The organism is Umboniibacter marinipuniceus (genome assembly GCF_003688415.1).
GTDB classification, from domain to species: Bacteria; Pseudomonadota; Gammaproteobacteria; order Pseudomonadales; family DSM-25080; genus Umboniibacter; species Umboniibacter marinipuniceus.
On sequence record NZ_REFJ01000002.1, the window covers coordinates 315893 to 338364 of the forward strand.

The 22472-nt window shown below is 49.2% G+C and carries 21 protein-coding genes; 10 read left to right on the forward strand and 11 right to left on the reverse strand.

From position 1 onward, the window contains the following. Positions 1-2: 2 nt before the first annotated feature. From DFR27_RS05250 to DFR27_RS05275, 6 genes are all read right to left on the reverse strand, one after another. Positions 3-890 (reverse strand): GNAT family N-acetyltransferase, encoded by an 888-nt coding sequence (locus DFR27_RS05250; RefSeq protein ID WP_121876404.1) that lies wholly within the window; start codon positions 888-890, stop codon positions 3-5. Further along, positions 883-2055, reverse strand: a complete 1173-nt coding sequence (locus tag DFR27_RS05255; RefSeq protein ID WP_170150784.1) for a cupin domain-containing protein — start codon at positions 2053-2055, stop codon at positions 883-885. Before DFR27_RS05255 ends, DFR27_RS05250 begins: the two co-directional genes overlap by 8 nt. Continuing rightward, entirely contained in the window at positions 2033-3403 is a 1371-nt protein-coding gene (gene purB / locus DFR27_RS05260) for an adenylosuccinate lyase (RefSeq protein ID WP_121876406.1), read from the reverse strand. Before purB ends, DFR27_RS05255 begins: the two co-directional genes overlap by 23 nt. Before the next feature lie 97 nt (positions 3404-3500). After that, on the reverse strand, positions 3501-4112 hold the full coding sequence (hflD, locus tag DFR27_RS05265; protein WP_121876407.1) for a high frequency lysogenization protein HflD: 612 nt from the start codon (positions 4110-4112) through the stop codon (positions 3501-3503). Then, positions 4112-5203 carry a tRNA 2-thiouridine(34) synthase MnmA gene (gene mnmA, locus DFR27_RS05270; RefSeq protein WP_121876408.1) on the reverse strand — a complete coding sequence of 364 codons (1092 nt, stop codon included), beginning with the start codon at positions 5201-5203 and terminating at the stop codon, positions 4112-4114. The genes hflD and mnmA overlap by 1 nt, the downstream gene beginning before the upstream one ends. 8 nt (positions 5204-5211) lie before the next feature. Next, complete coding sequence (locus DFR27_RS05275) at positions 5212-5826, reverse strand: pseudouridine synthase (RefSeq protein ID WP_121876409.1); 615 nt, start codon at positions 5824-5826, stop codon at positions 5212-5214. Positions 5827-5925: 99 nt separating this feature from the next. On the opposite strand from DFR27_RS05275, the gene icd reads away from it, so the two are divergent. Then, complete coding sequence (gene icd / locus DFR27_RS05280; RefSeq protein ID WP_121876410.1) at positions 5926-7188, forward strand: NADP-dependent isocitrate dehydrogenase; 1263 nt, start codon at positions 5926-5928, stop codon at positions 7186-7188. A gap of 43 nt (positions 7189-7231) precedes the next feature. On the opposite strand, the gene cspD is transcribed toward icd, so the two are convergent. Then, positions 7232-7450: a cold shock domain-containing protein CspD gene (gene cspD / locus DFR27_RS05285; RefSeq protein WP_121876411.1), complete on the reverse strand. Its 219-nt coding sequence runs from the start codon at positions 7448-7450 to the stop codon at positions 7232-7234. A 246-nt stretch (positions 7451-7696) separates the two neighbouring features. Between cspD and clpS the strand changes: the two genes are divergently transcribed. Together clpS and clpA are read left to right on the forward strand one after the other, a co-directional pair. After that, positions 7697-8026 (forward strand): ATP-dependent Clp protease adapter ClpS, encoded by a 330-nt coding sequence (gene clpS / locus DFR27_RS05290; protein WP_121876412.1) that lies wholly within the window; start codon positions 7697-7699, stop codon positions 8024-8026. Between the two features lie 22 nt (positions 8027-8048). Next, a complete protein-coding gene (gene clpA / locus DFR27_RS05295; protein ID WP_121876413.1) occupies positions 8049-10316 on the forward strand; it encodes an ATP-dependent Clp protease ATP-binding subunit ClpA in 2268 nt (755 codons plus the stop codon). Between the two features lie 113 nt (positions 10317-10429). Here clpA and infA read toward each other — a convergent pair whose 3' ends face one another. The 4 genes from infA to trxB form a co-directional block, all read right to left on the reverse strand. Further along, positions 10430-10648, reverse strand: a complete 219-nt coding sequence (gene infA, locus DFR27_RS05300; RefSeq protein WP_121876414.1) for a translation initiation factor IF-1 — start codon at positions 10646-10648, stop codon at positions 10430-10432. 87 nt (positions 10649-10735) lie between these two features. Further along, on the reverse strand, positions 10736-11434 hold the full coding sequence (locus DFR27_RS05305) for an arginyltransferase (RefSeq protein WP_170150785.1): 699 nt from the start codon (positions 11432-11434) through the stop codon (positions 10736-10738). Further along, entirely contained in the window at positions 11424-12128 is a 705-nt protein-coding gene (gene aat, locus DFR27_RS05310) for a leucyl/phenylalanyl-tRNA--protein transferase (RefSeq protein ID WP_121876416.1), read from the reverse strand. The genes DFR27_RS05305 and aat overlap by 11 nt, the downstream gene beginning before the upstream one ends. Further along, positions 12128-13075, reverse strand: a complete 948-nt coding sequence (gene trxB, locus DFR27_RS05315; RefSeq protein ID WP_121876417.1) for a thioredoxin-disulfide reductase — start codon at positions 13073-13075, stop codon at positions 12128-12130. The genes aat and trxB overlap by 1 nt, the downstream gene beginning before the upstream one ends. A gap of 263 nt (positions 13076-13338) precedes the next feature. Between trxB and DFR27_RS05320 the strand changes: the two genes are divergently transcribed. From DFR27_RS05320 to gorA, 7 genes are read left to right on the forward strand one after another with little or no spacing between them, the layout of a single operon-like run. Further along, positions 13339-15699 carry a DNA translocase FtsK gene (locus DFR27_RS05320; RefSeq protein ID WP_245962609.1) on the forward strand — a complete coding sequence of 787 codons (2361 nt, stop codon included), beginning with the start codon at positions 13339-13341 and terminating at the stop codon, positions 15697-15699. 4 nt (positions 15700-15703) lie between these two features. Next, positions 15704-16306 carry an outer membrane lipoprotein periplasmic chaperone LolA gene (gene lolA / locus DFR27_RS05325; RefSeq protein WP_121876419.1) on the forward strand — a complete coding sequence of 201 codons (603 nt, stop codon included), beginning with the start codon at positions 15704-15706 and terminating at the stop codon, positions 16304-16306. Continuing rightward, positions 16299-17618: a replication-associated recombination protein A gene (locus tag DFR27_RS05330; RefSeq protein WP_121876420.1), complete on the forward strand. Its 1320-nt coding sequence runs from the start codon at positions 16299-16301 to the stop codon at positions 17616-17618. The genes lolA and DFR27_RS05330 overlap by 8 nt, the downstream gene beginning before the upstream one ends. 30 nt (positions 17619-17648) lie before the next feature. Further along, positions 17649-18008 (forward strand): fluoride efflux transporter CrcB, encoded by a 360-nt coding sequence (crcB, locus tag DFR27_RS05335; protein ID WP_170150786.1) that lies wholly within the window; start codon positions 17649-17651, stop codon positions 18006-18008. Between the two features lie 38 nt (positions 18009-18046). After that, on the forward strand, positions 18047-19324 hold the full coding sequence (gene serS / locus DFR27_RS05340; protein ID WP_121876422.1) for a serine--tRNA ligase: 1278 nt from the start codon (positions 18047-18049) through the stop codon (positions 19322-19324). Continuing rightward, the gene (gene cysG / locus DFR27_RS05345; RefSeq protein WP_121876423.1) at positions 19321-20718 is read left to right on the forward strand and encodes a siroheme synthase CysG; all 1398 of its coding nucleotides are present in this window, start codon (positions 19321-19323) and stop codon (positions 20716-20718) included. Before serS ends, cysG begins: the two co-directional genes overlap by 4 nt. Next, positions 20715-22070 (forward strand): glutathione-disulfide reductase, encoded by a 1356-nt coding sequence (gene gorA / locus DFR27_RS05350; RefSeq protein WP_121876424.1) that lies wholly within the window; start codon positions 20715-20717, stop codon positions 22068-22070. The genes cysG and gorA overlap by 4 nt, the downstream gene beginning before the upstream one ends. Positions 22071-22472: the final 402 nt, after the last annotated feature.

The window sequence follows — 22472 nt, forward strand, 5'->3', positions numbered from 1 at the left end:
GCTTAGATCATTAACCTACGAAAACGTTTGTCGGTTTCACTTCGCTGCCAGACCCGTTTGTAAGCCTGTAGTTGAGTTTCAAGCGCCGGTGAAGCTGCAGGTGCCATAGCCAGACCCTTGCTGTGTTTACCCTGCACCGCGAATCCAGTGCTCAGCCACATGGCGCCAAGTTCACTTGCGTCCGCTTCGGTGGCTACCCGGTAGTGTACACGCGAGTTAAGACGTTGCAGCCAGGTGAAAAACTCCGGACACCTTTCAATCAAAGCTGTCGAGTTTAGCGAGAGTACGAAGATTTCGCTACGAGGGTTGTTTCGTAGTAACGTCGTCATGGCTGACATCATGTCCGCCAATTCACTTACTATAAGGCTAAAGTCAGGCTCAAAGACGTATATTTCACGTCGGGCGCACTGAATAATGGTTAAACGGTTGCTAGCGAAGGCTGAGGGCGTAATGGCGCTATCCCTGGGGGGAAGTGATAGCCTCATAGTAACGTGCTCTATCCCCGCCTCTTGATAGCTTTCTCCGTCAACGTTAAAGCCCAATTTGGCATAAAAACCGGCAGCTTGAGCTTGCGCGTGGAGGTAAAGAGAAAGGAAGCCAGCGTGGTGGCCAACCTCCACCAGCGCTTTAAGGAGGAGGGCGCCTATACCAAGTCCTCGCGATGCCTTAAGCACCGCCATTCTGCCAATCTTTCCGTTCGGCATAAGACGACCTGTTCCAACCAATTCATTATGGTGGTATGCCAAAACATGAACACACTTCGCATCTTGGCCGTCCCATTCAATCCTTTCGTCTACACCCTGTTCCTTAACAAAGACTTGATGCCGAATAGCGTGGAGCTTGGCTTCGTCCTCGGGCCACATGGCGCGAACCACACGAATATCACTCATATAGGTGATAGTGCCCCTGTTCTAGTAGCTCGTTCATCCACTCGCGTGTGCTTTCATCGTCAACGAGCAGGCTAACTTCTTCTAGAGATAGAATAGGTTCATCCGCTAGGCGCTCAGCTAATCGAGCACATGTTGAATTTAAGGACTGGACTTCGCCATTGCAAAACCATAAGAACTCAGTAGGAGTGCGGTGATAAGCAACGCGTGTCACTGCATCCCTTACCAGGCATTCGCGGTAAGCACCATCCACATCAACCCGATCCACCAAGGGCAACAATTCGTCGCGCTTAGGTTCCGTCATGTACGAGCCGAACCAATTCGCTATCACGGACTTATCGGCAACATGGCTTTGAAGTAATTCCTGCACCAAGGTGATGTCGGCGGATGACAACTCGCCGGGCGATGTACTTGACGTGCGCTGGGCGTCAGTAAAGCGAGAATCGTTTCCGAGTAAACCCTCAAGCTCCTTTCCGAAGTCTTGGAATACTTCGCCCACGCTTGGCGCCCGAAAGCCAATGCTAATAGTCATTGATGCTGTCTTCGCAACACCCCAGTGTGCCACCCCAGGTGGGACGTAAAGTATGTCGCCAGGCTTTAATAGGTGACTTTCTTGGGCATCAATGTCAGCAAGAAGATCTAACTGATCGTTTTCAGCGCGTTCGCTTAAGTCATCACACTTCGGGCCGATGGTCCATTCTCGCTCGCCTTCCGCTTGGATCAAAAACACATCGTAGTGATCGTAGTGTGGCCCCACAGAGCCACCTGGCACCGCAAAGCTAATCATGACATCGTCACGGCGCCAATTGGGAATAAAGGAAAATTGTTGAAGTAACTCCCACACACCAAGGTGCCATTGATCTACAGCTTGAACGAGTAGGGTCCAATTTTCTTCGGGAAGAGAGCTGAAAGTGCCTTCCGTGAACGGGCCGCTTTCTAAGCTCCAGCTGCCCGGCGTTGGCTCCTTGATGAGTCGGCTCTCTACTTCCTCCTCAAGCGCTAAGCCGGCCAATTCATTGGCATCAATTGGCGGCGTGAAGTTGGCAAATACCTGCTGAAGGACAGCGTGTTTTTGTTGCCAGTAACTCGCGAGAAATTCCTCAATCGAAAGGTCACCCAGACGATTGAGGGGCGCGACACTAGGTTTAAACTGCGTTGGCTTGATCAACGGCATTTCCTATGTAGTTGGCAGGAGTCAGTGCTTTGAGCTCCAGTTTGACGTGCTCAGGAAGTTCGAGGGTATCAACAAATACGGCCAAGGTTTCGGCGTTGATGCGCTGCCCGCGTGTGAGCGCTTTAAGTTTTTCATAGGGCTCATCGATGCCGTAGCGGCGCATTACTGTCTGGATTGGCTCTGCGAGAACTTCCCAGCTTGAATCTAAATCATTGGCGAGTTCTGCAGCGTTGAGCTCGAGCTTAGAAAGTCCCTTTAGTGTTGCTTCGTATGCGAGCAGGCTGTAAGAAAAACCAACGCCCATATTGCGAAGAACAGTAGAATCCGTGAGGTCACGCTGCCACCGTGAAATCGGAAGCTTTTGTGCCATGTGAGACAATACAGCGTTCGCCATGCCGAGGTTACCCTCAGAGTTTTCAAAATCAATTGGGTTGACCTTGTGTGGCATGGTTGATGAACCAACTTCTCCCGCAACCACCTTCTGCTTGAAGTAACCCTGGGAAATATAACCCCAAATATCACGGTCCAAATCAATCAAGATAGTGTTAAAGCGTGCTACGGCATCAAAGAGTTCTGCAATGTAGTCATGCGGTTCAATCTGAGTGGTGTAGGGGTTCCAGTCAAGATCAAGGCGCTCTTCGATGAACGACTGAGCATTGGCCTGCCAGTCAATCTCACTGTAGGCACTGAGGTGTGCATTGTAGTTACCAACGGCCCCGTTAATTTTGCCCAGTAGCGGAGTCTCTACGACCTGTACCAGCTGTCGGCGCAAACGATAAACTACGTTGGCGAGTTCCTTACCTACCGTGGTGGGCGAAGCCGTTTGCCCGTGAGTACGACTCAGCATAGGGACCGATGCGAAGTCATGCGCGAGTGCAGTAAGCGTATCAATGAGCTTTTGCATGGTAGGCACTAGCACCTCATCACGCCCAGAACGAAGCATTAACGCGTGAGAAAGGTTATTAATATCTTCTGATGTGCAAGCAAAGTGAACAAATTCCGATACCGCTGTGAGTTCGGCATTCTCTGCAAATTTGTTCTTTAAGAAGTATTCAACCGCCTTAACATCATGGTTAGTGGTGCGTTCGATATCCTTTACGGCTTGCGCGTCGGCTTCACTGAAATCATTCAGTAACGATTCTAAAAACTCGTTGGCGTTCGCGCTTAATGCCGGCACTTCAACCACGCCCTCAAGCTCTGCAAGTTGCTGTAACCAACGAACTTCAACAAGTACACGATTGAAGATCAGACCGAACTCTGAGAAATGTTCGCGAAGAGCAATTGTTTTTGAGCCGTAACGACCGTCAATGGGTGAAATAGCGGTTAGCGCACTTAATTCCATGGTGTTAGCTTATCCTAATGAAATGAATGTTGGGGCCATTTTAGCTGAATCTTAAACCCTTCGCATGATCATTTCAGTGTGAATAGCACCAAGAGGATCAGTCTGCTGCGTCTAGCCACGCTTCAAGTTGGCGATTGATTTTACCCCGTTGAAAAAGCAACTGATATCGGCGGCCATTTAGGTTGCGCCAGAGCATTGCTGCGCGGATCCCAGCAAAGAGGAGTGCGCGAATACGACTTGCCACTCTATCTTGGGTTAACCAATTAGCGTCACCAACGATTTGAACTCGATGGCTCAAGGTGGAGAAAGTAGCTTGATACAAGTTGCTAAGCGAGCCGCTAACCGAGTCATGTTCGTAGCCGTAAAGCTCCACCTGACGACTACTCAGTGCTAGGCCATCGTCAATCTTTGCCATGAAGTCCTCTCGTGAACGCATCTGCTTTTCTAACTGGATCATCCCCATGACATAGATCATTAGGTTCTGATAGTTGGCCTTCTGTTGCTTGGCGATGTCCACGCAAACCTTTGCACCGTAGCGAAGGTTGTTCACATTGGTGTAGATTTCTTCGACGTCATTAGCCCGGTTACTAAAAACGCTTTTGATTACCGATGAGTAAGCTTCCTCGTCACAGCGACCGTGACGTGCTAGTTCACCAATGAGGTCAGCGCATTGAAACATAGCTGCTACGGCGAGCGTACGCGATTCCATTAGCAATCCTCGTTGTAGAAACGATTAATCACGGCACCGCCGAGACACTGGTCGCCTTGATAGAAGACAACACTTTGACCGGGCGTGATGGCACGCTGAGGTTCATCGAAGCGAACAATCAAACCGCCCTCGGAGGCTTCAACGCGGCAGCGTTGATCCGGTTGTCGATAACGCGTCTTTGCCATGAGGGGCTTAGAGAGGTCCACGGAGGTGTTAATCCAAGTAACTTGATTAGCTTCCAGTGTGGTGTGAAATAACGCCGGATGATTTGTCCCCTGAACAACCACGAGTTCATTTGTCTCGAGGCGTTTCTGGGCAACGAACCATGGCTCATCAGACGCACCCGCCATACCACCTATTCCTAAACCTTGGCGCTGTCCGTAGGTGTAGTACATCAGGCCAACATGTTCGCCAATTTTACTTCCGTCTAGGGTAATAATATCGCCCGATTGATGAGGTAGGTAAGTGTTTAAAAAGTCACTAAAACGTCGCTCGCCAATGAAGCAGATGCCAGTGCTGTCTTTCTTTTTTGCGGTGACCAGCTCGTATTTCTCCGCCAGTGCGCGAACATCTGACTTGTCCATCTCGCCAATTGGGAAATAGCTGCGGGCAAACTCTTTGTTGGTGACAGCGTGGAGAAAGTAGCTCTGATCCTTATTGCCATCAAGGCCTTTCAGTAAGGTTGTTTCACCGTTTTCGTTAGTGCCTCGGCGGACGTAGTGGCCGGTAGCAATAGCCTGAGCACCCAGTGCTTCGGCATATTCAAGGAAGACCTTAAATTTAATCTCTCGGTTACAGAGGATGTCGGGGTTTGGCGTGCGCCCAGCTTTGTATTCTTCTAGAAAATGCTCGAAGACGTTATCCCAATACTCGGCGGCGAAGTTTGCTGTGTGAAGTGTGATACCTAGTTTGTCCGCGACAGCCTGTGCGTCCGCTAGATCAGTCATTGCGGTACAATATTCACTGCCGTCATCTTCGTCCCAATTTTTCATAAAGAGACCTTCAACATGATAGCCTTGCTCTAGCAACACGGCGGCAGTGACGGATGAATCAACACCACCAGACATTCCTACAATCACTTTCTCTGTCATAAATTCTCTTAGCGCTTAGTGCGCGTTCGTCCTCTCATATTTGTTCTGTTGGTGCCGCCACGTTTAGCCTTTGCGCTAACGGGCATATTCACCGTAATCTCTTTAAATTCCCCAGGGCGCAGTGGTTCCAATTGCCACGGTCCAATGGATGCTCTAATTAAGCGGAGGGTGGGGTTACCCACAGCGGCGGTCATCCGGCGCACTTGACGGTTCCGCCCTTCGCTTAGGCTAAGCTCTATCCAGCTTGTATTCAACCTAGCATTGACCGGGGGGTGTCGGTCCCAGAGCCCAGCTGGCTTAGCAATTCGCTTAACTTGAGCAGGGCGTGTTAAACCATCATTTAGCTGGACGCCTTTTCTCAGCAGTTGTAATGCTTCATCGGTGATGATGCCTTCAATCTCTACCTGGTAGATTTTCTTCTTGTTACTCGAAGGGTGGGCAATTTGATGCTGTAATTGTCCGTCATCGGTAAGTAACAGCAGCCCTTCACTGTCTTTATCTAAGCGACCGGCAGGGTATACGCCTGCAATCGGCACGTATGCGGCTAGTGTCTCTTCGTCCGCACTCCCAGTAAATTGTGAGAGTACGCCATAGGGTTTGTTTAAAAGGATTAGCCTAGCCATTCACACCGTCTATACGCTCCCATTGAGCGGTATTCATTTTAGTTAACTCTATGATAGAGTATTTCTACTGTTAGCACTGCACTGAGAAGCACCTATTTTATGACGTTCCAGTACATATTGCCGCCCAAATCTGGTGAGCCCATTCAACATACTCAGGACAATCAAATAATTGTCCCCGATAGACCTATTATTCCATATATAGAAGGTGATGGCATTGGTATTGATATTACTCCGGTGATGCTGGAGGTAGTGGATGCCGCTGTAGCGCAAGCTTATAAGGGAAAGAAGAGTATTGCATGGATGGAAGTCTTTTGCGGTGAAAAGGCCGCTGACATCTATGAGGGTGATTGGTTTCCTCCTGAGACGCTAGCGGCGCTTCAGAAGTACTCAGTTGCCATCAAAGGCCCGCTTACCACGCCTATTGGTGGAGGCTTCCGAAGTCTGAATGTAGCACTCCGCCAAGAGCTCGATCTCTATGTTTGTCAGCGTCCAATCCAATGGTTCAAAGGTGTTCCCTCGGTAGTGAGAAAGCCTAATGCCGTCAAAATGGTTATTTTTCGGGAAAATTCAGAGGACATTTACGCAGGGATCGAGTGGCGTGCGGGTAGCGAAGAGGCCATCAAGGTCACGCGCTTTCTTCAAGAGGAGATGGGTGTCACAAGTCTTCGCTTTACTGAGAATTGCGGATTGGGAGTCAAACCTATCTCTGAGCAAGGCTCAAAACGGTTGGTACGAAAGGCAATTGAGTATGCCATAGCGCATGACAAGCCTTCGGTCACCATGGTTCACAAAGGTAATATCATGAAATACACCGAGGGTGCATTTTGTGAGTGGGGCTACGAGGTAGCCTGCGAAGAATTTGGCGCTACTCACGAAGCCGATTCGCCTTGGTTGACCATCATTAATCCGAACACTGCCGCGAAGATCGTCATAAAAGACGTTATCGCCGACGCGATGATGCAGGAAATTCTCATGTATCCGCAGGATCATTCCGTCATCGCTACTATGAATCTAAATGGCGACTACCTTTCTGATGCGCTCGCTGCGCAGGTTGGCGGAATTGGGATTGCGCCTGGCGCAAATATTGGCGACCGCATTGCGCTCTTTGAACCTACACATGGAACCGCACCAAGACTGGCAGGGATGGACCGAGTAAATCCTTGCTCGCTGATACTCTCAGCGGAGATGATGCTAAGGCATCTAGGCTGGACGAAAGCGGCTGATTTAATGGTAAAGGGAGTGAAGTATACTATTAGTGACAGGACCGTCACTCATGATTTTCATTCAATGATGGAGCACGCTGAACTTCTTTCAACCAGTGAGTTTGGTGCGGCTGTGATAAAGAATATGCGACGCCGGTAAGACGTCACATAGAGTGAGCTCAACGCTAAGACATTGAAGGGCTTTAAGCCATGGCCTCTTCAGTAACCGTAATGTTGACGGCGTGAAGACCCTTGTCACCGGGTTCAACCTCAAAGCTTACTGGTTGGCCTGCTTTCAGTGTTTTATATCCATCCATTGAGATCGTGGAATAATGTGCGAAAAGGTCATCGATACCTTCATCAGGTAAAATAAATCCATAGCCTTTTGCGTTGTTAAACCACTTAACAGTACCGGTTGCCATATCTAACTCCCTGTTGAAACAGCATTATTATTCTTTGGTGTTCACTTCACATTAAAGTGTTGCTTAGTTAATTACTACCATTGAGTGACTGGCTGGTCAAGGGTATTTTTCGGAAACCCGTCATAAAAAAGTTACATAACACCTTCAATTTAACGCTATTCTGCAGTTATGACTCTCATTTCTTTACGGTCAAATGATTTGGTAGAATAGAGCAATCTAAAACGAATTTACCAGAGTATATAAAGTATGAGCGATGAGTTAATACATTTTGATGGCAGCACTGCAACGTTGGCCGATAAGCCGGCGCTTAAGAAGCCGCCGATGTATCAAGTTGTAATGCATAACGACGATTACACACCAATGGACTTCGTCGTTGATGTCTTAATGCAAATATTCTTTTTGGATGAGGCAGCGGCCACATCGGTGATGATGGCAGTTCATCAGAAGGGCAAAGGCGTTGCTGGGATCTATCCAAAAGATATTGCTGAAACTAAGACCATGATTGTTAATCAGGTAGCGCAAGAGCATGAACACCCACTCAAATGTGACTGCGAAGCACTGCCAGACGATGAATAACTAAAACTAGCGGAGTACTCCTATGCTGAGTAAAGATTTAGAACTAACGCTAAATAATGCCTTCCGAGGCGCGCGTGACCGCCGTCACGAGTTTATGACGGTGGAGCATCTGTTGTTGGCGCTGTTGGAAAATGACTCTGCGGTGGAAGTGCTGAGCGCCTGCGGAGCCTCCTTAGCCCGCCTGAGAGTTGAACTCGACGAATTCGTTAACACCACCACGCCGCTTATCCCCGAGCATGAAGAGCAGCGCGAAACGCAACCCACGCTTGGCTTTCAGCGCGTACTTCAACGCGCCGTGTTTCACGTACAGTCTTCTGGTAAGAGCGAGGTAACAGGCGCTAACGTACTGGTCGCTATTTTTAGCGAGCAAGAGAGTCAAGCGGTTTACTACCTTAAGCAGCAATCCATTGCGCGTATTGATGTTGTAAATTACATCACCCATGGCATATCGAAGTTTTCGGACGCCAACGAGAGTTCGAGCCCAGATCAAATCGAACAGCAAGAGGCCGAAGCAGAACAGGATACCAGCAATGACCCACTCGAAGCGTACGCAACCAATCTTAACGAGGTGGCGCTCAAGGGTAAAATTGATCCGCTCATCGGTCGCGACAAAGAAGTGGAACGTGCGGTTCAGGTGCTGGTAAGGCGTAGAAAGAACAATCCACTGCTTGTAGGTGAGTCCGGTGTTGGTAAGACGGCCATAGCCGAAGGCCTAGCACTTCGCATTACTGAAAATGAAGTTCCCGAGGTGCTAAGCGATGCGGTTATCTACTCTTTGGATCTAGGCTCATTACTAGCCGGTACGAAATACCGTGGCGACTTTGAGAAGCGCTTCAAGGCACTGTTGGCAGAACTTAAGAAACGTGATGGCGCGGTGCTCTTTATTGATGAAATTCACACAATCATTGGCGCCGGTGCGGCCAGTGGCGGGGTGATGGACGCCTCTAATTTACTTAAGCCGCTGTTGAGTTCGGGCGAGCTGAAGTGTATCGGTTCAACTACCTTCCAGGAATACCGTGGCATCTTTGAGAAGGACAGGGCATTAAGCCGTAGATTCCAAAAAATCGACGTTAATGAGCCGTCCGTGGCAGAGACGTATGAGATTCTTAAAGGTCTCAAGCCTCGTTTTGAGAGCTTCTACGGGTTGGAGTATAGCGATGGTGCGTTAAGAACCGCCGCTGAACTTGCTGGCAAGTATATCAATGAGCGCTTTCTACCGGATAAAGCCATTGACGTGATAGATGAAGCGGGTGCCTACCAGAAGATACAGAAAGAACAGGAGCGCGTTGCAGTCATCGGCACGGCCGAAATTGAACGTATTGTCGCGAAGATGGCAAGAATCCCTGAAAAGAATGTGTCTTCTAGCGATAAAGAGCTATTGCAAAAACTCAATGACTCATTACGTATGGTGGTATTCGGGCAAGATGAAGCGATTGAGACAATTAGCGACGCGATTAAACTTAGCCGTGCTGGTCTTGGTAGTCCTGAATCGCCTATAGGTAGTTTCTTGTTCGCAGGCCCTACTGGTGTTGGTAAAACTGAGGTGACCAAGCAGCTCGCGCAGGCAATGGGTGTCGAGCTCATCCGTTTCGATATGTCGGAATACATGGAGCGACACACGGTTTCGCGCCTAATAGGAGCGCCACCCGGGTACGTGGGTTACGACCAAGGAGGCCTGCTCACTGAGGCTGTCACTAAAGCACCGCACTCAGTAGTGCTTCTCGATGAAATCGAGAAGGCTCACCCCGATGTATTTAACCTGCTCCTTCAGGTTATGGATCACGGGACGCTTACCGATAATAACGGTCGCTCAACAGACTTTCGCAACGTTGTGCTCATAATGACCACGAATGCGGGGGCTGAACTAATGCAGCGCTCTAGCATGGGTTTCACCAAGCAAGACCATAGCAGCGATGGCATGGAGCAAATTAAACGTGCTTTTTCGCCAGAATTCAGAAACCGTCTAGATGCGATCATTCAGTTCTCGCCGTTGACACTACCGGTCATCAAAACTGTGGTGGACAAATTCCTTACACAGCTCCAAGCACAGCTTGATGACAAGAAGGTACATCTTGATGTGGATGAACCTGCACGTGAGTGGCTGGCTACCAATGGCTACGACGAGGCTATGGGCGCGCGCCCTATGACACGACTCATTCAAAAGTTGCTAAAGAAGCCAATGTCAGAGGAAGTCTTGTTCGGCGCATTGTCGGAGAATGGTGGTACTGTGCATGTTTCGGCGTCTGAAGAGGGGTTAGTCTTGGAGTACGAGCCCGCAACGGAGCACTAATCATTGTTGCCTGGGTCCGAGTGGGGCTCAGGCATGGATAAATCATGTGGTTACTAAAACATTGAGACATAAAAAAAGCGGACGATAGTCCGCTTTTTTATGTCATCACGCTATTAGCGAGCGCGATAGGTGATGCGACCTTTTGTTAAGTCGTAAGGTGTTAATTCCACCTTCACCTTGTCACCCGTTAAGATACGGATGTAATGCTTGCGCATTTTGCCTGAAATATGAGCCAAAACCTCATGGCCATTCTCCAAGCGAACGCGGAATGTGGTGTTAGGGAGGGTATCTACTACCTCGCCTTCCATTTCAATATGGTCAGTCTTTGCCATTAAGGATACTTCCTACCTGTTTAACTATTAAAAGTTGCGTGTTGCAAAACGCCGTCATTTTGCCCGAATCTCAGGTCAGTTGCAAAACTATTTCGGAATGAGCTGCCATTTACCATTAATAAAGCGTTCCTGTGGGTGGTGATCCCCTTTATATTGCATCTTTTGACACTGATCAACGGCGTAGCCTAAGTAGAGATGGGGCAGCTGGAGCGTTTCAGCAAGCTCTATAAGCTTGAGTATCAGCAGTCGCCCTAACCCTAGTTCAGCACGAGTAGCGTCAAAAAAGCTATACACCGCAGATAGCCCATCCTCAAGCCGATCATAGACCATTACGCCAATCAGTTCCTTGTCATCGTAGATCGAAAGATAGCAGTTAAACGCGAAGATTGGCCCTAGGAAAGCTTCAAAGGTTGTATAGGAGGGCGGATACATATCACCATCGGCATGGCGTTGCGTAATGTATTGTTCGTACAGTGGATAGAAAGCTTCGGCGTCAAAGTTTGATGACCACTCAATGCGTAATGGTTGGTTACGCTTCAAACAGCGTTTACTTGCGCGATTTAATTGGTAATTTGCCACTTGGATTCGTGTTGATTCACAGGCATTGCAGTCACCACAGTGCGGTCTATAGAGGTGGTCACCGCTGCGCCTGAAACCATTCAAATTCAAATGGCTTGCCACCGAAGTATCAATAACTTCATCGGGCCAGAGCACAATATTCTGAGCTTCGTTACCCGGAATATAGGGGCATGGGTGGGGTGGCACAAGACCAAATTTATAGCTCAATGATCCCCCCTTTCTGAAGCTCGAGCACTGGGCTCGTGAGCATCTCAGTATTCGTGAGTGTGTTAAACCAATCTTCTCGCGTTAACTCTTTAACACCTAGAGAGCTAAGATGGGGAGTAGGCATCTGACAGTCAATCCAGCTAAAGCCTATTCTATCCAGCATTCGACCCAGCGCATAAAAGGCATATTTGCTCGCATTTGGGCGGCGACTAAACATGGATTCTCCACAAAAGAAGGGAAAGATGGCGAGGCCGTATAGTCCACCAATGAGCTCATTATTCTCCCAAACCTCAACACTATGACACCAACCAAGTTGGTTCAATCTCTGGTAGGCAAGCGTCATTCGATCATCAATCCAGGTGTCAGGCCTATCCGTGGCAGCTTCTCTACAATTCTGCATGACCTCAGGGAAGTTCGCGTTGATCGTTACTCGCCACTTACCGCGCCTTGCCGCTTTCAGCGTTGTGCGTGAACAGTGTACTTGCTTAGGTGCCACCACCGCTCGGACAGGTGGACTCCACCAAAGTAACGGGTCGTCTTCATTGAACCAAGGAAAAATACCCTGACTGTAGGCATGGAGAATTCGTTGAGGAGAGAGATCGCCTCCAACTGCCAATAGGCCATCCTCTTCCACTTCATTGGAAATGGGAGAGGGGAAGCCAATATCGTCATCGAGGAGGCGATAGATAGTCATTAAAGTTCGTCGAGGTACTTCTCTGCGTCAAGTGCCGCCATACAGCCGAAGCCCGCTGAGGTTACTGCCTGACGATAAACTTGATCCGCCACATCACCGGCAGCGAATACGCCAGGAATACTGGTTTGAGTTGCATTACCCTGTAAGCCGCTCTGGATGGTTAGGTAGCCACTGTTCATCTCTAGTTGATCAACGAATAACTCGGTGTTCGGTCGGTGACCAATTGCGATAAAGAGACCGGCGATATCGAGGTTCTTACTGGTATTGTTGCTGAGGTCGTTGAGACGGATTCCATTGACACCCATTTCATCGCCTAATACTTCGTCAAGCGTGTGGTTCCAAAGAATAGTAACGTTGCCGTTTTTTTCTTTCTCAAACAGTTTGTCGGCAAGAATCTTTTCGCAGCGTAGCGAGTCACGACGGTGAATCAAAGTCACTTCCGAGGCGATATTTGAAAGGTATAAAGCCTCTTCTACAGCGGTGTTGCCACCACCAACTACCGCCACTTTTTGGCCGCGGTAGAAAAAGCCGTCGCAGGTTGCACAAGCGCTAACACCCTTGCCTTGAAATTCAGTCTCAGATTCTAGGCCTAAATACATCGCCGAAGCACCTGTAGCGATGATCAGGGCATCACAACTGTAGGTTTCATTCCCTTGGAGGACGAAGGGGCGCTGGCTAAGATCGGCTTTAAGAATATGATCGAAAACAATTTCTGTATCGAAGCGTTCGGCATGCGCTTGCATTCGCATCATCAACTCAGGCCCTTGCACACCCTCGGCATCGCCAGGCCAGTTGTCAACATCGGTAGTGGTGGTTAATTGTCCACCCTGTTGCATACCAGTGATGATTACCGGGTTTAAATTGGCGCGCGCAGCGTAAACGGCTGCACTGTAGCCCGCTGGGCCCGAACCTAATATGATTAAACGGTGATGTTTGATGTCCGACATTTTGGCCTCTAAGAAATTCATGTTAGTACAATAGGGCGTCAGTTTAGCGTGGAGCTAAGGTAATAAACAAGCGCTCCCATATTCGGTTTTCACGATACGTAATAACATGGATTACTCTGTGTTGTGATTTACTTCAAGCTAGCAGCTGTTGCCTAGCCAAGGTTTCCACTGCTTCGGCTATAACTAGGCGCTTTTTTGCAAAAGGTTTGATAGTATTTAAGGCAATAACAATAGTTAAATGAATCACTAATAGGGCAGCGCTAGTGAGTAATTCTCCAGTAAACACGTCAGGTCAGTTAGTAGAGCGTTTCACCAAAGAATCGTTAGCCATTTTGGTTATCGCCTTCGGACTGCTCTTACTCGTTGCGCTTTTTACTTGGACACCCACAGATCCAAGCTTTAGCAACTCTAATTCTGGGGCGCCGGTCCAAAACGCTATTGGTATAATTGGGGCTCGGGTCGCCGATGCCTTGTTTAGTCTATTCGGTGTTATTACTTGGCTTTTTGCATTGCTAATTGTTTGGCGAGGCGTACTCAGCTTCGTTGCCTACCGTCGCAACCAACTTGCCTATAGCAGTGCTACCTTAGCCATTCGTTTTCTAGCACTTCTGGCAACGTGCATCAGTGGATGCCTAATCGTCGCATTACTGTTTAACGAGGTCGCCACTGAACTTCCCTTCGGTATTGGTGGCGTGATTGGCGAATATCTATTGGCGCCAACCGTAGAGTGGCTCAATCTTTTTGGTGGGACACTTCTAGCTGGTGCAACCTTTCTGATTGGTGTGACTTTGTATGTGGAGCTGAGTTGGGTGTTACTGGTAAAACGCCTCGGCTCGTGGCTTGTAGCGTTAGTCCGCAAGCTGTTTGTCATCCTAAGAGCCGTTGCTTTAGGAACATGGCGAGCTATTAGCAAAGCCTTCACTCGAAAGGCTAAGCCCGTTGGACAGCCTAAGCGTTCCGTTAAGCTTATGGCCGAACCTATGGTGGTAAAACCGCCAAAGCCCAAGCCAAAAATAGTGCAGGCGGCGCCTCCCAAATCTAAGACAGATAGCGCGCGATTAGCCCGCGAAAAACAAGTGCCTTTATTCGAAGACGAAACCGTTGAAGGCGCATTGCCAACGTTAGATTTACTTGACCCGCCGCAAGATAACGGCAAGCCAGCTTATAGCTCAAATACGCTAGAAGCCATGTCACAGTTGCTTGAGGCTCGTCTTAAAGAGTTTAATATTGTGGCGACAGTTGAGGCCGTTTTACCCGGCCCGGTGGTAACCCGCTTCGAAATCCAACCTGCTGCCGGTATCAAAGGTGCTCGAATCACTTCGTTAGCTCGAGATCTCGCCCGATCGTTAGCGGTGAAGAGTGTACGCGTAGTAGAAATTATTCCCGGTAAGTCATTCGTTGGCATTGAGATCCCTAATGAACACCGGCAGATGGTGATGCTACAGGAAGTTCTTAATTCAACCGTCTTTGATCAGTCGAAAAGTCCGCTGACGTTGGCGCTTGGTCACGATATTAGCGGCCAGCCCATTGTGGGTGATCTTGCGAAAATGCCGCATCTACTGGTGGCAGGCACAACCGGTTCGGGTAAGTCGGTGGGTATCAACGTAATGATTCTCAGCCTACTTTTTAAATCAACGCCCGATGAAGTTCGCTTAATTTTAATTGATCCAAAGATGCTTGAGCTCTCGGTTTACGATGAGATACCACACCTGCTAACACCCGTAATCACTGATATGGAAGATGCAGAGAATGGATTGCGCTGGTGTGTAGGTGAAATGGAGCGGCGCTATAAGCTCATGTCGAAGCTAGGTGTGCGAAATCTTGCTGGTTACAATCGCATGGTTAAGGACGCCATTGCGGCAGGCGAGCCTATCGACGATCCGCTGTTCAATCCAGAAACGGTGTATGTTCCAGAGGGCGAAGCCCTTGATATTCCGAAGTTAGAAGCGTTACCGAGTGTGGTTGTCATCATTGATGAGTTTGCAGATATGATGATGATTGTTGGGAAGAAAGTTGAACAGCTGATTGCCCGGATTGCGCAAAAAGCCCGAGCAGCAGGTATTCACTTAATCCTGGCGACACAGCGGCCATCCGTAGATGTCATCACCGGCTTGATCAAAGCGAACGTTCCCACGCGTATTGCGTTTCAGGTCTCCTCCAAGATCGACTCGCGAACAATCCTTGATCAAGGTGGAGCAGAGCAGCTTCTCGGTCACGGCGACATGCTTTACCTCGCACCCGGAACGTCCAATACTCAGCGTGTCCATGGCGCCTTCGTGGACGATCATGAAGTTCATGCGGTTGTGGCCAACTGGAAGAAGCGTGGCAAGCCAAATTACATCGATAGCATCCTTGAGGACCAGTCGCATATTGCCGTACCCGGCATGAAAGAGGACAAGGCGGATGCCGGTGGGAGTGGCGATGAGTCGGACCCGTTATACGATGAAGCCGTGGCGTTTGTTACCGAGAGCCGAAAGGCTTCTGTTTCGGCGGTGCAGCGACAACTCCGTGTAGGCTACAATCGCGCTGCGCGCCTTGTTGATGCCATGGAACAGGCGGGCGTGCTATCGGAAGCTGGCCATAATGGCGCTAGAAAGGTGCTTGCACCTAAACCTGTAAGGTAGAAGTATGATGTTGTTACGAATTTTATCTATGACACTATTAGTGAGTTTCTCAGTAGCTAATAGCGTTGCTGAAGACCTTAACCTGGATGAGTTACTTGCCAAACACCAAGCGTTTAGCGCTCGTTTTGAGCAGTTAAGTTTTGACGAGAATGGTGAACTGATGGCCGAATCTGCGGGCACGGCAAGTTTGGCATCGGGGCAGCGGCTGCGTTGGGAGACAACGAGTCCCTGGCCACAACTTCTTGTTGTCAATAACACCACCGTATGGCTTTACGACCCGGATCTTGAACAGGCATCATATCGAACGGTTGATACCACTAGCCCAGTCAATCCAGCGTTACTTTTTAACGCTAACACTGACGCTATCAAAGCCGTATTCGACATTAGCGAGATTGAAAATGGTTTTCGCTTCACGCCGCTAGAATCTAGTCAATTTTCGCTGATTGAGTTAATCCAAGACGGCAACCTTATTGCTGGACTGAATTATGTTGACCTGATTGGACAGCGCACTGAAGTTAGTTTCTTTCAGCACAACTATTCGGTGCCGAGTGATGAACTGTTTGAATTTGTTCCTCCTGAGGGCGTTGAGGTTGTGACCGGTGGCTGAAGACCTTTTCGGTGAACAAATACCCTTAGATCAGCCCCTCGCCGCAAAACTACGCCCAAAAACATTGGCGGACTATATAGGGCAATCGCATTTACTCGGTGCCGATAAAGCTCTTCGTAAACTACTTGACCGCCGTCGCCTACACTCGATGATTTTCTGGGGTCCCCCAGGGGTGGGTAAGACCTCGTTAGCACGCCTCCTAAGCCAACAGATCGACGCCGAATTTCTGGCGCTGTCCGCGGTGTTGTCTGGAACCAAGGAAATTCGAGAAGTTGTTGCCAGAATGGAACAGTATCGTGCCCATGGTCGTAGGGTAGTGCTCTTTGTTGACGAGGTTCACCGCTTTAATAAGGCCCAACAGGACGCATTTTTGCCCTTTGTAGAAGATGGCGATCTCATCTTTATTGGTGCCACCACAGAAAACCCGTCCTTTGAAGTTAACAACGCGTTGATTTCACGAGTGAAGGTCTATCGCCTACGCTCCCATACCGCGGACGATCTTAAGCTGCTGCTAAGTCGCGCCTATCAATTACTGGCGTTACCTCAAGATTTTATGACCTCGGCGCAGCAAGATGCTTTAATCGCTGCTGCGGATGGTGACGCTCGTCGTTGCCTTAGCTTCCTGGAAATGCTTATCGATGTGGCCGATGGTCTAAGCGTTGCAGATGGCGATCTTCGCGATGTCATTTCGAGTAGTGCGGTGCGTTTCGATAAAGGCGGGGACTACTTCTACGACCAGATTTCAGCGCTGCACAAGTCGATACGAGGTAGCTCCCCCGACGGTGCCATTTACTGGCTTGCTCGAATGTTATCTGCCGGCTGTGAACCACTCTACGTAGCACGACGCTTAGTGAGAATGGCGAGCGAAGATATCGGCAATGCCGATCCGCGCGCCCTAGAACTCTGCTTAGCAGCCTGGGAAGCTCAGCACCGCCTTGGCTCCCCGGAGGGCGAACTTGCCCTTGCGCAGGCCGCCGTTTATTTGGCCAGTGCACCAAAGAGTAATGCGGTGTATACGGCTTGGAAACAGGCGAAGCAACTCGCCGAAGCGGCCAGTTATGAAGTACCAAACCATCTTCGTAATGCGCCAACCTCGCTGATGAAAGAGGCTGGCTTTGGTGACGATTATCGCTATGCTCATGATGAACCCGAAGCGTATGCGGCTGGTGAAAGTTACCTCCCAATTGAGTTGCACGGCACGAGTCTCTATCAACCGGTTGGACGAGGTCTAGAGGCGAAGATTCGTGACAAGCTGGCACATTTATCGGCGCTGGATCAAGCGAGTCATCAACAACGCTATGAAGATGATTAGAGGAACAGTTTAATGTGGATGTATGTGGCTGTGGCCATCGGCGGGGCATTTGGTGCGGTAGCGCGTTTTTCCGCAGCAAAATATGTGGCTGAGCACTACAGTGACCTGAGTTTTCCGCTTGCCACCTTCGGTGTCAATGTTATCGGCAGTTTTCTGCTTGGCTTCAGTTATGTTCTGAGTGCGGAAAAAATGACGCTTGAACCGCACACTGCAGCCATTATAACCGTAGGTTTTTTAGGTTCTTTCACTACCTTTAGTACAATGAGTTTAGATGTTTACCATTTACTTGTTGAGACGAAGTATTTAATAGCGAGCTTTTACATTTCGAGTAGCGTGTTTTTAGGTTTAATTGCGGCCGCACTCGGTATTATAATGGCGCGACTTTTTTAACGTTAATCACTACAAATTTTCTACATTCGGATATAACCATGTTAGACGCAAAATATGTGCGCCAAAACGCGACAGCGGTCGCGGATAACCTCGCTAAGCGAGGCTTTGACTTCAATGCAGCGCAGTTCGAAGCTTTAGAAGTCGAACGAAAAACGCTTCAGGTTGAGAAAGAAAACCTCGAGGCTGAACGACGTCAGCGCTCGAAGGCTATTGGTCAAGCTAAGGCAAAGGGCGAGGATATCCAACCGCTGCTGGATGCGGTGGCGGATATGGGAGCCAAGGCCGATGAAGCAAAAGCTCGCTTAACCGTTATTCAGGAACAGCTTGACGAAATACTTTGGTCTACCCCAAATATGCTTGATGCCGAAGTACCAGAGGGTAAAGACGAAAGTGAAAACCTAGAAGTACTCAAGTGGGGATCGCCTATGGCGTTTGACTTTGAGGCCAAGGACCACGTGGATCTTGGAGAACCACTAGGTTTAGATTTCGGCACCGCGGTAGACAAGCTCGCTGGCTCGAGGTTTGTAGTGATGAAGGGGCAAATCGCTGCGCTGCATCGTGCGCTCGCGCAGTTTATGCTCAACACCCATACGCTCTCACACGGTTACGAAGAGATTAACGCACCGCTACTGGTGAACAGCCGTGCACTTCGCGGCACCGGCCAGTTGCCTAAGTTTGAGGAAGATCTTTTTAAGGTCGCAGGTGAATCAAACTACTACCTTATCCCAACGGCAGAAGTCCCTGTGACCAACATTGTTGCTGACAGCATTCTTGAAGCCAGTGAACTTCCAAAGAAAATGTCGTGCCACTCGCTTTGTTTCCGCTCAGAAGCAGGTAGCTATGGTCGCGACGTTCGCGGAATGATTCGCCAACACCAGTTCGAAAAGGTGGAACTCGTCCAAGTTGTTGCACCAGCGGACTCAGACGCAGCACTCAACGAATTGACTGGCCATGCAGAGAGCATTTTGCAAGCGCTAGAACTTCCATATCGCAAGGTTCTGCTTTGTTCTGGGGACACCGGCTTTTCAGCCGCGAAAACCTACGACCTTGAAGTTTGGTTACCGGCACAAAACACCTATCGTGAAATATCGAGCTGTAGTAACTTCCGTGATTTCCAGGCTCGACGCATGCAAGCGCGCTATCGTAACCCGGAAACCGGAAAGCCGGAACTTGCACACACTATCAATGGCTCGGGGCTCGCGGTAGGGCGTACGCTGGTAGCGGTCCTTGAAAACTACCAGGAAGCTGACGGTAGCGTCCGTGTTCCTGCGGTTCTTCAGCCCTACTTAGGTGGCAAGGAACGCCTAACGGCATGAACTACCTGCCACTTTCCTTAAACCTTTCGGATAGAGATGTATTAGTTGTTGGAGCAGGGGAAGTGGCCCTTCGAAAGCTTAAATGGTTGCTGAAAGCCCGAGCTAATATCCGGGTTGTGGCGCTTGAGGCTGACCCTCGCGTTGCTGCGCTGCCAATTGATTTAAGTTTACGCGCCGTAGCATTGGATGACATCAACGGCGCATACTTAGTAGTTGTTGCCACGGAAGACACCGAACTAAACGGCCGTTTAGCTACGGCGTGTTCTCAACAGAATATTTTGGTCAATGTGGTGGATCAACCCGGGATATCAACGGTCATCTTTCCTGCCATCATCGAGCGAGACGAATTCACCATCGCACTTTCGAGCTCTGGCGACGCGCCTGTTTTAACGCGTTTTTGGCGGCGAAAGCTCGATGCCTACATTCCCGCCGAGCTGGGGAAATGGGGCCGCTTCCTCGGCCAGCAGCGAGATAAAGTGAAACAGCTGTTAGTATCAGCCGGACAACGCCGATCGTTCTGGGAAAACACGGTAGAATCTGAGCTAGCGGAGCGTTGCTATCAAGGCGATCCAGCACTACAGAAGTTGTTCGATGAACAGCTAGAGATTCACGCGAAGGATGGTTCATCAAAGATGGGCGCAGTGTATCTTATCGGTGCGGGGCCGGGTGATCCTGAGCTGTTAACCTTCAAAGCAATTCGTCTACTGCAACGTGCTGACGTGGTGCTCTACGACCGGTTAGTCGATCCACGTATCGTCGACATGGCCAGACGAGATGCCGAGTTTGTTTATGTTGGCAAGCGGGCGGCTCACCATACTTTAAGCCAGGATGAAATCAACGAGCTAATTTTCCGCGAGGCGACCAGCGGTAAGATTGTTGCGCGTTTAAAGGGCGGTGACCCATTTATTTTTGGGCGCGGTGCCGAAGAGCTCGAGCTGCTCGTGGTGCAGAACATTCCCTTTCAAGTCGTCCCGGGTATTACTGCAGCCTCTGGATGTGCAAGCTATGCTGGAATTCCCTTAACTCATCGCGACCATGCTCAATCGGTTCGCTTTGTTACGGGCCATCTCAAAGATGGCTCACCGGACCTCGACTTCAACTCGCTACAGGACTCTCGGCAAACCCTTGTTTTTTACATGGGGCTTTTAAGCTTAAATGCAATTAGTCAAAAGCTTATCCGAGCAGGACGACATCCATCTACTCCGGTGGCGCTCATTGAACGGGGCACTACCAAAGATGAGTGCGTTTATATCGGTACACTAGATACTATCTATTCACTGGTGAGTGAGCATCAAGTTAAAGCGCCAACGCTAATTATCGTTGGCGATGTGGTGAGTCTCCATCAAACGCTGAAATGGCGCGGAAAAAGCATTAGCGCAGAGGAAACACTATGAATTTCGATTACGATCTCTTTGTTATTGGAGCAGGAAGCGGGGGCGTACGCTGTGCGCGTATGTCAGCTGGATTCGGGGCTAAAGTTGCAGTTTGCGAAGATAGATATATGGGCGGCACCTGTGTCAACGTAGGTTGCGTACCCAAAAAATTGTTTGTCTATGGTAGCCAGTTCAAAGAAGAATTCAGTGATTCAGCGGCTTATGGTTGGGACGTAGAAGTTAAAGGCTTCGACTGGGCTAAGCTTCGTGACAATAAAACCCACGAAATTGATCGCTTAAATGGCATCTATCGGAATATGTTGGGCGGCGCTGGCGTTACGGTAATTGACGGCAGGGGGCGTATTACTGGGCCTAATACCGTAGAAGTTAACGGTGAGCAGTATACGGCTGAGCGAATCCTCATTGCTACTGGCGGTTGGCCAACGCGCCCAAATATCCCTGGCGCTGAATACATGATTGATTCGAACGAAATCTTCTACCTAGAGAACTTCCCAAAGCGCTTCGTAGTGCTTGGCGGCGGCTATATTGCTACTGAGTTCGCCGGTATTTTTGCCGGGCTAGGCAGCGACGTTACACAAATTTATCGCGGCGACGAAATCCTTCGTGGTTTCGACAACGAGATTCGCAGCGAAGTCAGCCAAGAGATTGGCAAGAAGGGTGTTAACTTGGCGCTTAACTGTAATATTGTGGCGATAACCAAGCAAGGTGATGAACTTAAGGTCGAGCTGACCAATGGCGAAACTATCACCGCCGATGCCGTTTTAACGGCCATTGGACGTCACCCCAATCTCGAAAATTTAGGCGCACTTGAACACGGTGTCACCCTAAATGAGCGTGGATATATAGCTGTTGATCCAATAACTTTCGAAACGAATGCACCTAATGTTTTCGCAGTGGGTGATATTATCGGCGGTATGGAGCTAACGCCTGTGGCTCTCGCCGAAGGTATGAGCCTTGCCAATCGTCTTTATAATGACAATGCTTACGAAATTGACTATGCCGATATTGCAACGGCTGTTTTCTGTCAGCCAAATATTGGTACGGTTGGCCTAACCGAAGAGCAAGCGCGCGAACGCTTCGCCGAGATCCGCGTTTATACCAGTAAATTCAGACCGATGAAGTTCACTGTTTCGGGACGCGAAGAGCGTAGCTTTATGAAGCTGATTGTGGATGATGCTACAGACCGTGTAGTGGGTTGCCATATGGTAGGTCCCGATGCGGGTGAGATAATCCAAGGTCTAGCCGTCGCAATGAAGGCTGGCGCCACGAAAGCTGTGTTCGATGCAACGATTGGTATTCACCCAACGGCGGCTGAGGAATTTGTGACCATGCGTCAGCCGACACGCCGTTAGCCGCTCATTACATCTTACCGCTCAGCGAGCATTTGATCTCATTATCTAATTGTTCGTAGGCAGGTTACTCATTACTGAGAGTAGCCTGCCAATCAACAGGCCGTTAGCCGTTGATTTGCCTTGCAGATCATCTAGTAGTTCATCGAGTAGTTCATCGAGTAGTTCATCGAGTAGTTCATCGAGTAGTTCATCTAGTAGCTTATCTAGTAGCTTATCTAGTAGCTTATCTAGTAGCTCATGTCATCAATATTTGGCTGTAGGCATGCCGCTCAAGACTGAGAGTATGCTGCCTATATATTACTGCGCATAATGTATATTATGTTAAATTGATGATCTTTTAAAAAGGAGCTGTGTGTAAACAGCCCCTTTCGCTGTGCGCAGTCTTGCTATCTATAGCCTACT

What these genes read in the sequence shown, in the direction of transcription:
- DFR27_RS05250 (WP_121876404.1), bottom strand. Translation starts at nt 890, where the DNA reads ATGAGTGATATTCGTGTGGTTCGCGCCATGTGGCCCGAGGACGAAGCC.
- purB (WP_121876406.1), bottom strand. Translation starts at nt 3,403, where the DNA reads ATGGAATTAAGTGCGCTAACCGCTATTTCACCCATTGACGGTCGTTAC.
- hflD (WP_121876407.1), bottom strand. Translation starts at nt 4,112, where the DNA reads ATGGAATCGCGTACGCTCGCCGTAGCAGCTATGTTTCAATGCGCTGAC.
- mnmA (WP_121876408.1), bottom strand. Translation starts at nt 5,203, where the DNA reads ATGACAGAGAAAGTGATTGTAGGAATGTCTGGTGGTGTTGATTCATCC.
- DFR27_RS05275 (WP_121876409.1), bottom strand. Translation starts at nt 5,826, where the DNA reads ATGGCTAGGCTAATCCTTTTAAACAAACCCTATGGCGTACTCTCACAA.
- icd (WP_121876410.1), top strand. Translation starts at nt 5,926, where the DNA reads ATGACGTTCCAGTACATATTGCCGCCCAAATCTGGTGAGCCCATTCAA.
- cspD (WP_121876411.1), bottom strand. Translation starts at nt 7,450, where the DNA reads ATGGCAACCGGTACTGTTAAGTGGTTTAACAACGCAAAAGGCTATGGA.
- clpS (WP_121876412.1), top strand. Translation starts at nt 7,697, where the DNA reads ATGAGCGATGAGTTAATACATTTTGATGGCAGCACTGCAACGTTGGCC.
- clpA (WP_121876413.1), top strand. Translation starts at nt 8,049, where the DNA reads ATGCTGAGTAAAGATTTAGAACTAACGCTAAATAATGCCTTCCGAGGC.
- infA (WP_121876414.1), bottom strand. Translation starts at nt 10,648, where the DNA reads ATGGCAAAGACTGACCATATTGAAATGGAAGGCGAGGTAGTAGATACC.
- aat (WP_121876416.1), bottom strand. Translation starts at nt 12,128, where the DNA reads ATGACTATCTATCGCCTCCTCGATGACGATATTGGCTTCCCCTCTCCC.
- trxB (WP_121876417.1), bottom strand. Translation starts at nt 13,075, where the DNA reads ATGTCGGACATCAAACATCACCGTTTAATCATATTAGGTTCGGGCCCA.
- lolA (WP_121876419.1), top strand. Translation starts at nt 15,704, where the DNA reads ATGATGTTGTTACGAATTTTATCTATGACACTATTAGTGAGTTTCTCA.
- serS (WP_121876422.1), top strand. Translation starts at nt 18,047, where the DNA reads ATGTTAGACGCAAAATATGTGCGCCAAAACGCGACAGCGGTCGCGGAT.
- cysG (WP_121876423.1), top strand. Translation starts at nt 19,321, where the DNA reads ATGAACTACCTGCCACTTTCCTTAAACCTTTCGGATAGAGATGTATTA.
- gorA (WP_121876424.1), top strand. Translation starts at nt 20,715, where the DNA reads ATGAATTTCGATTACGATCTCTTTGTTATTGGAGCAGGAAGCGGGGGC.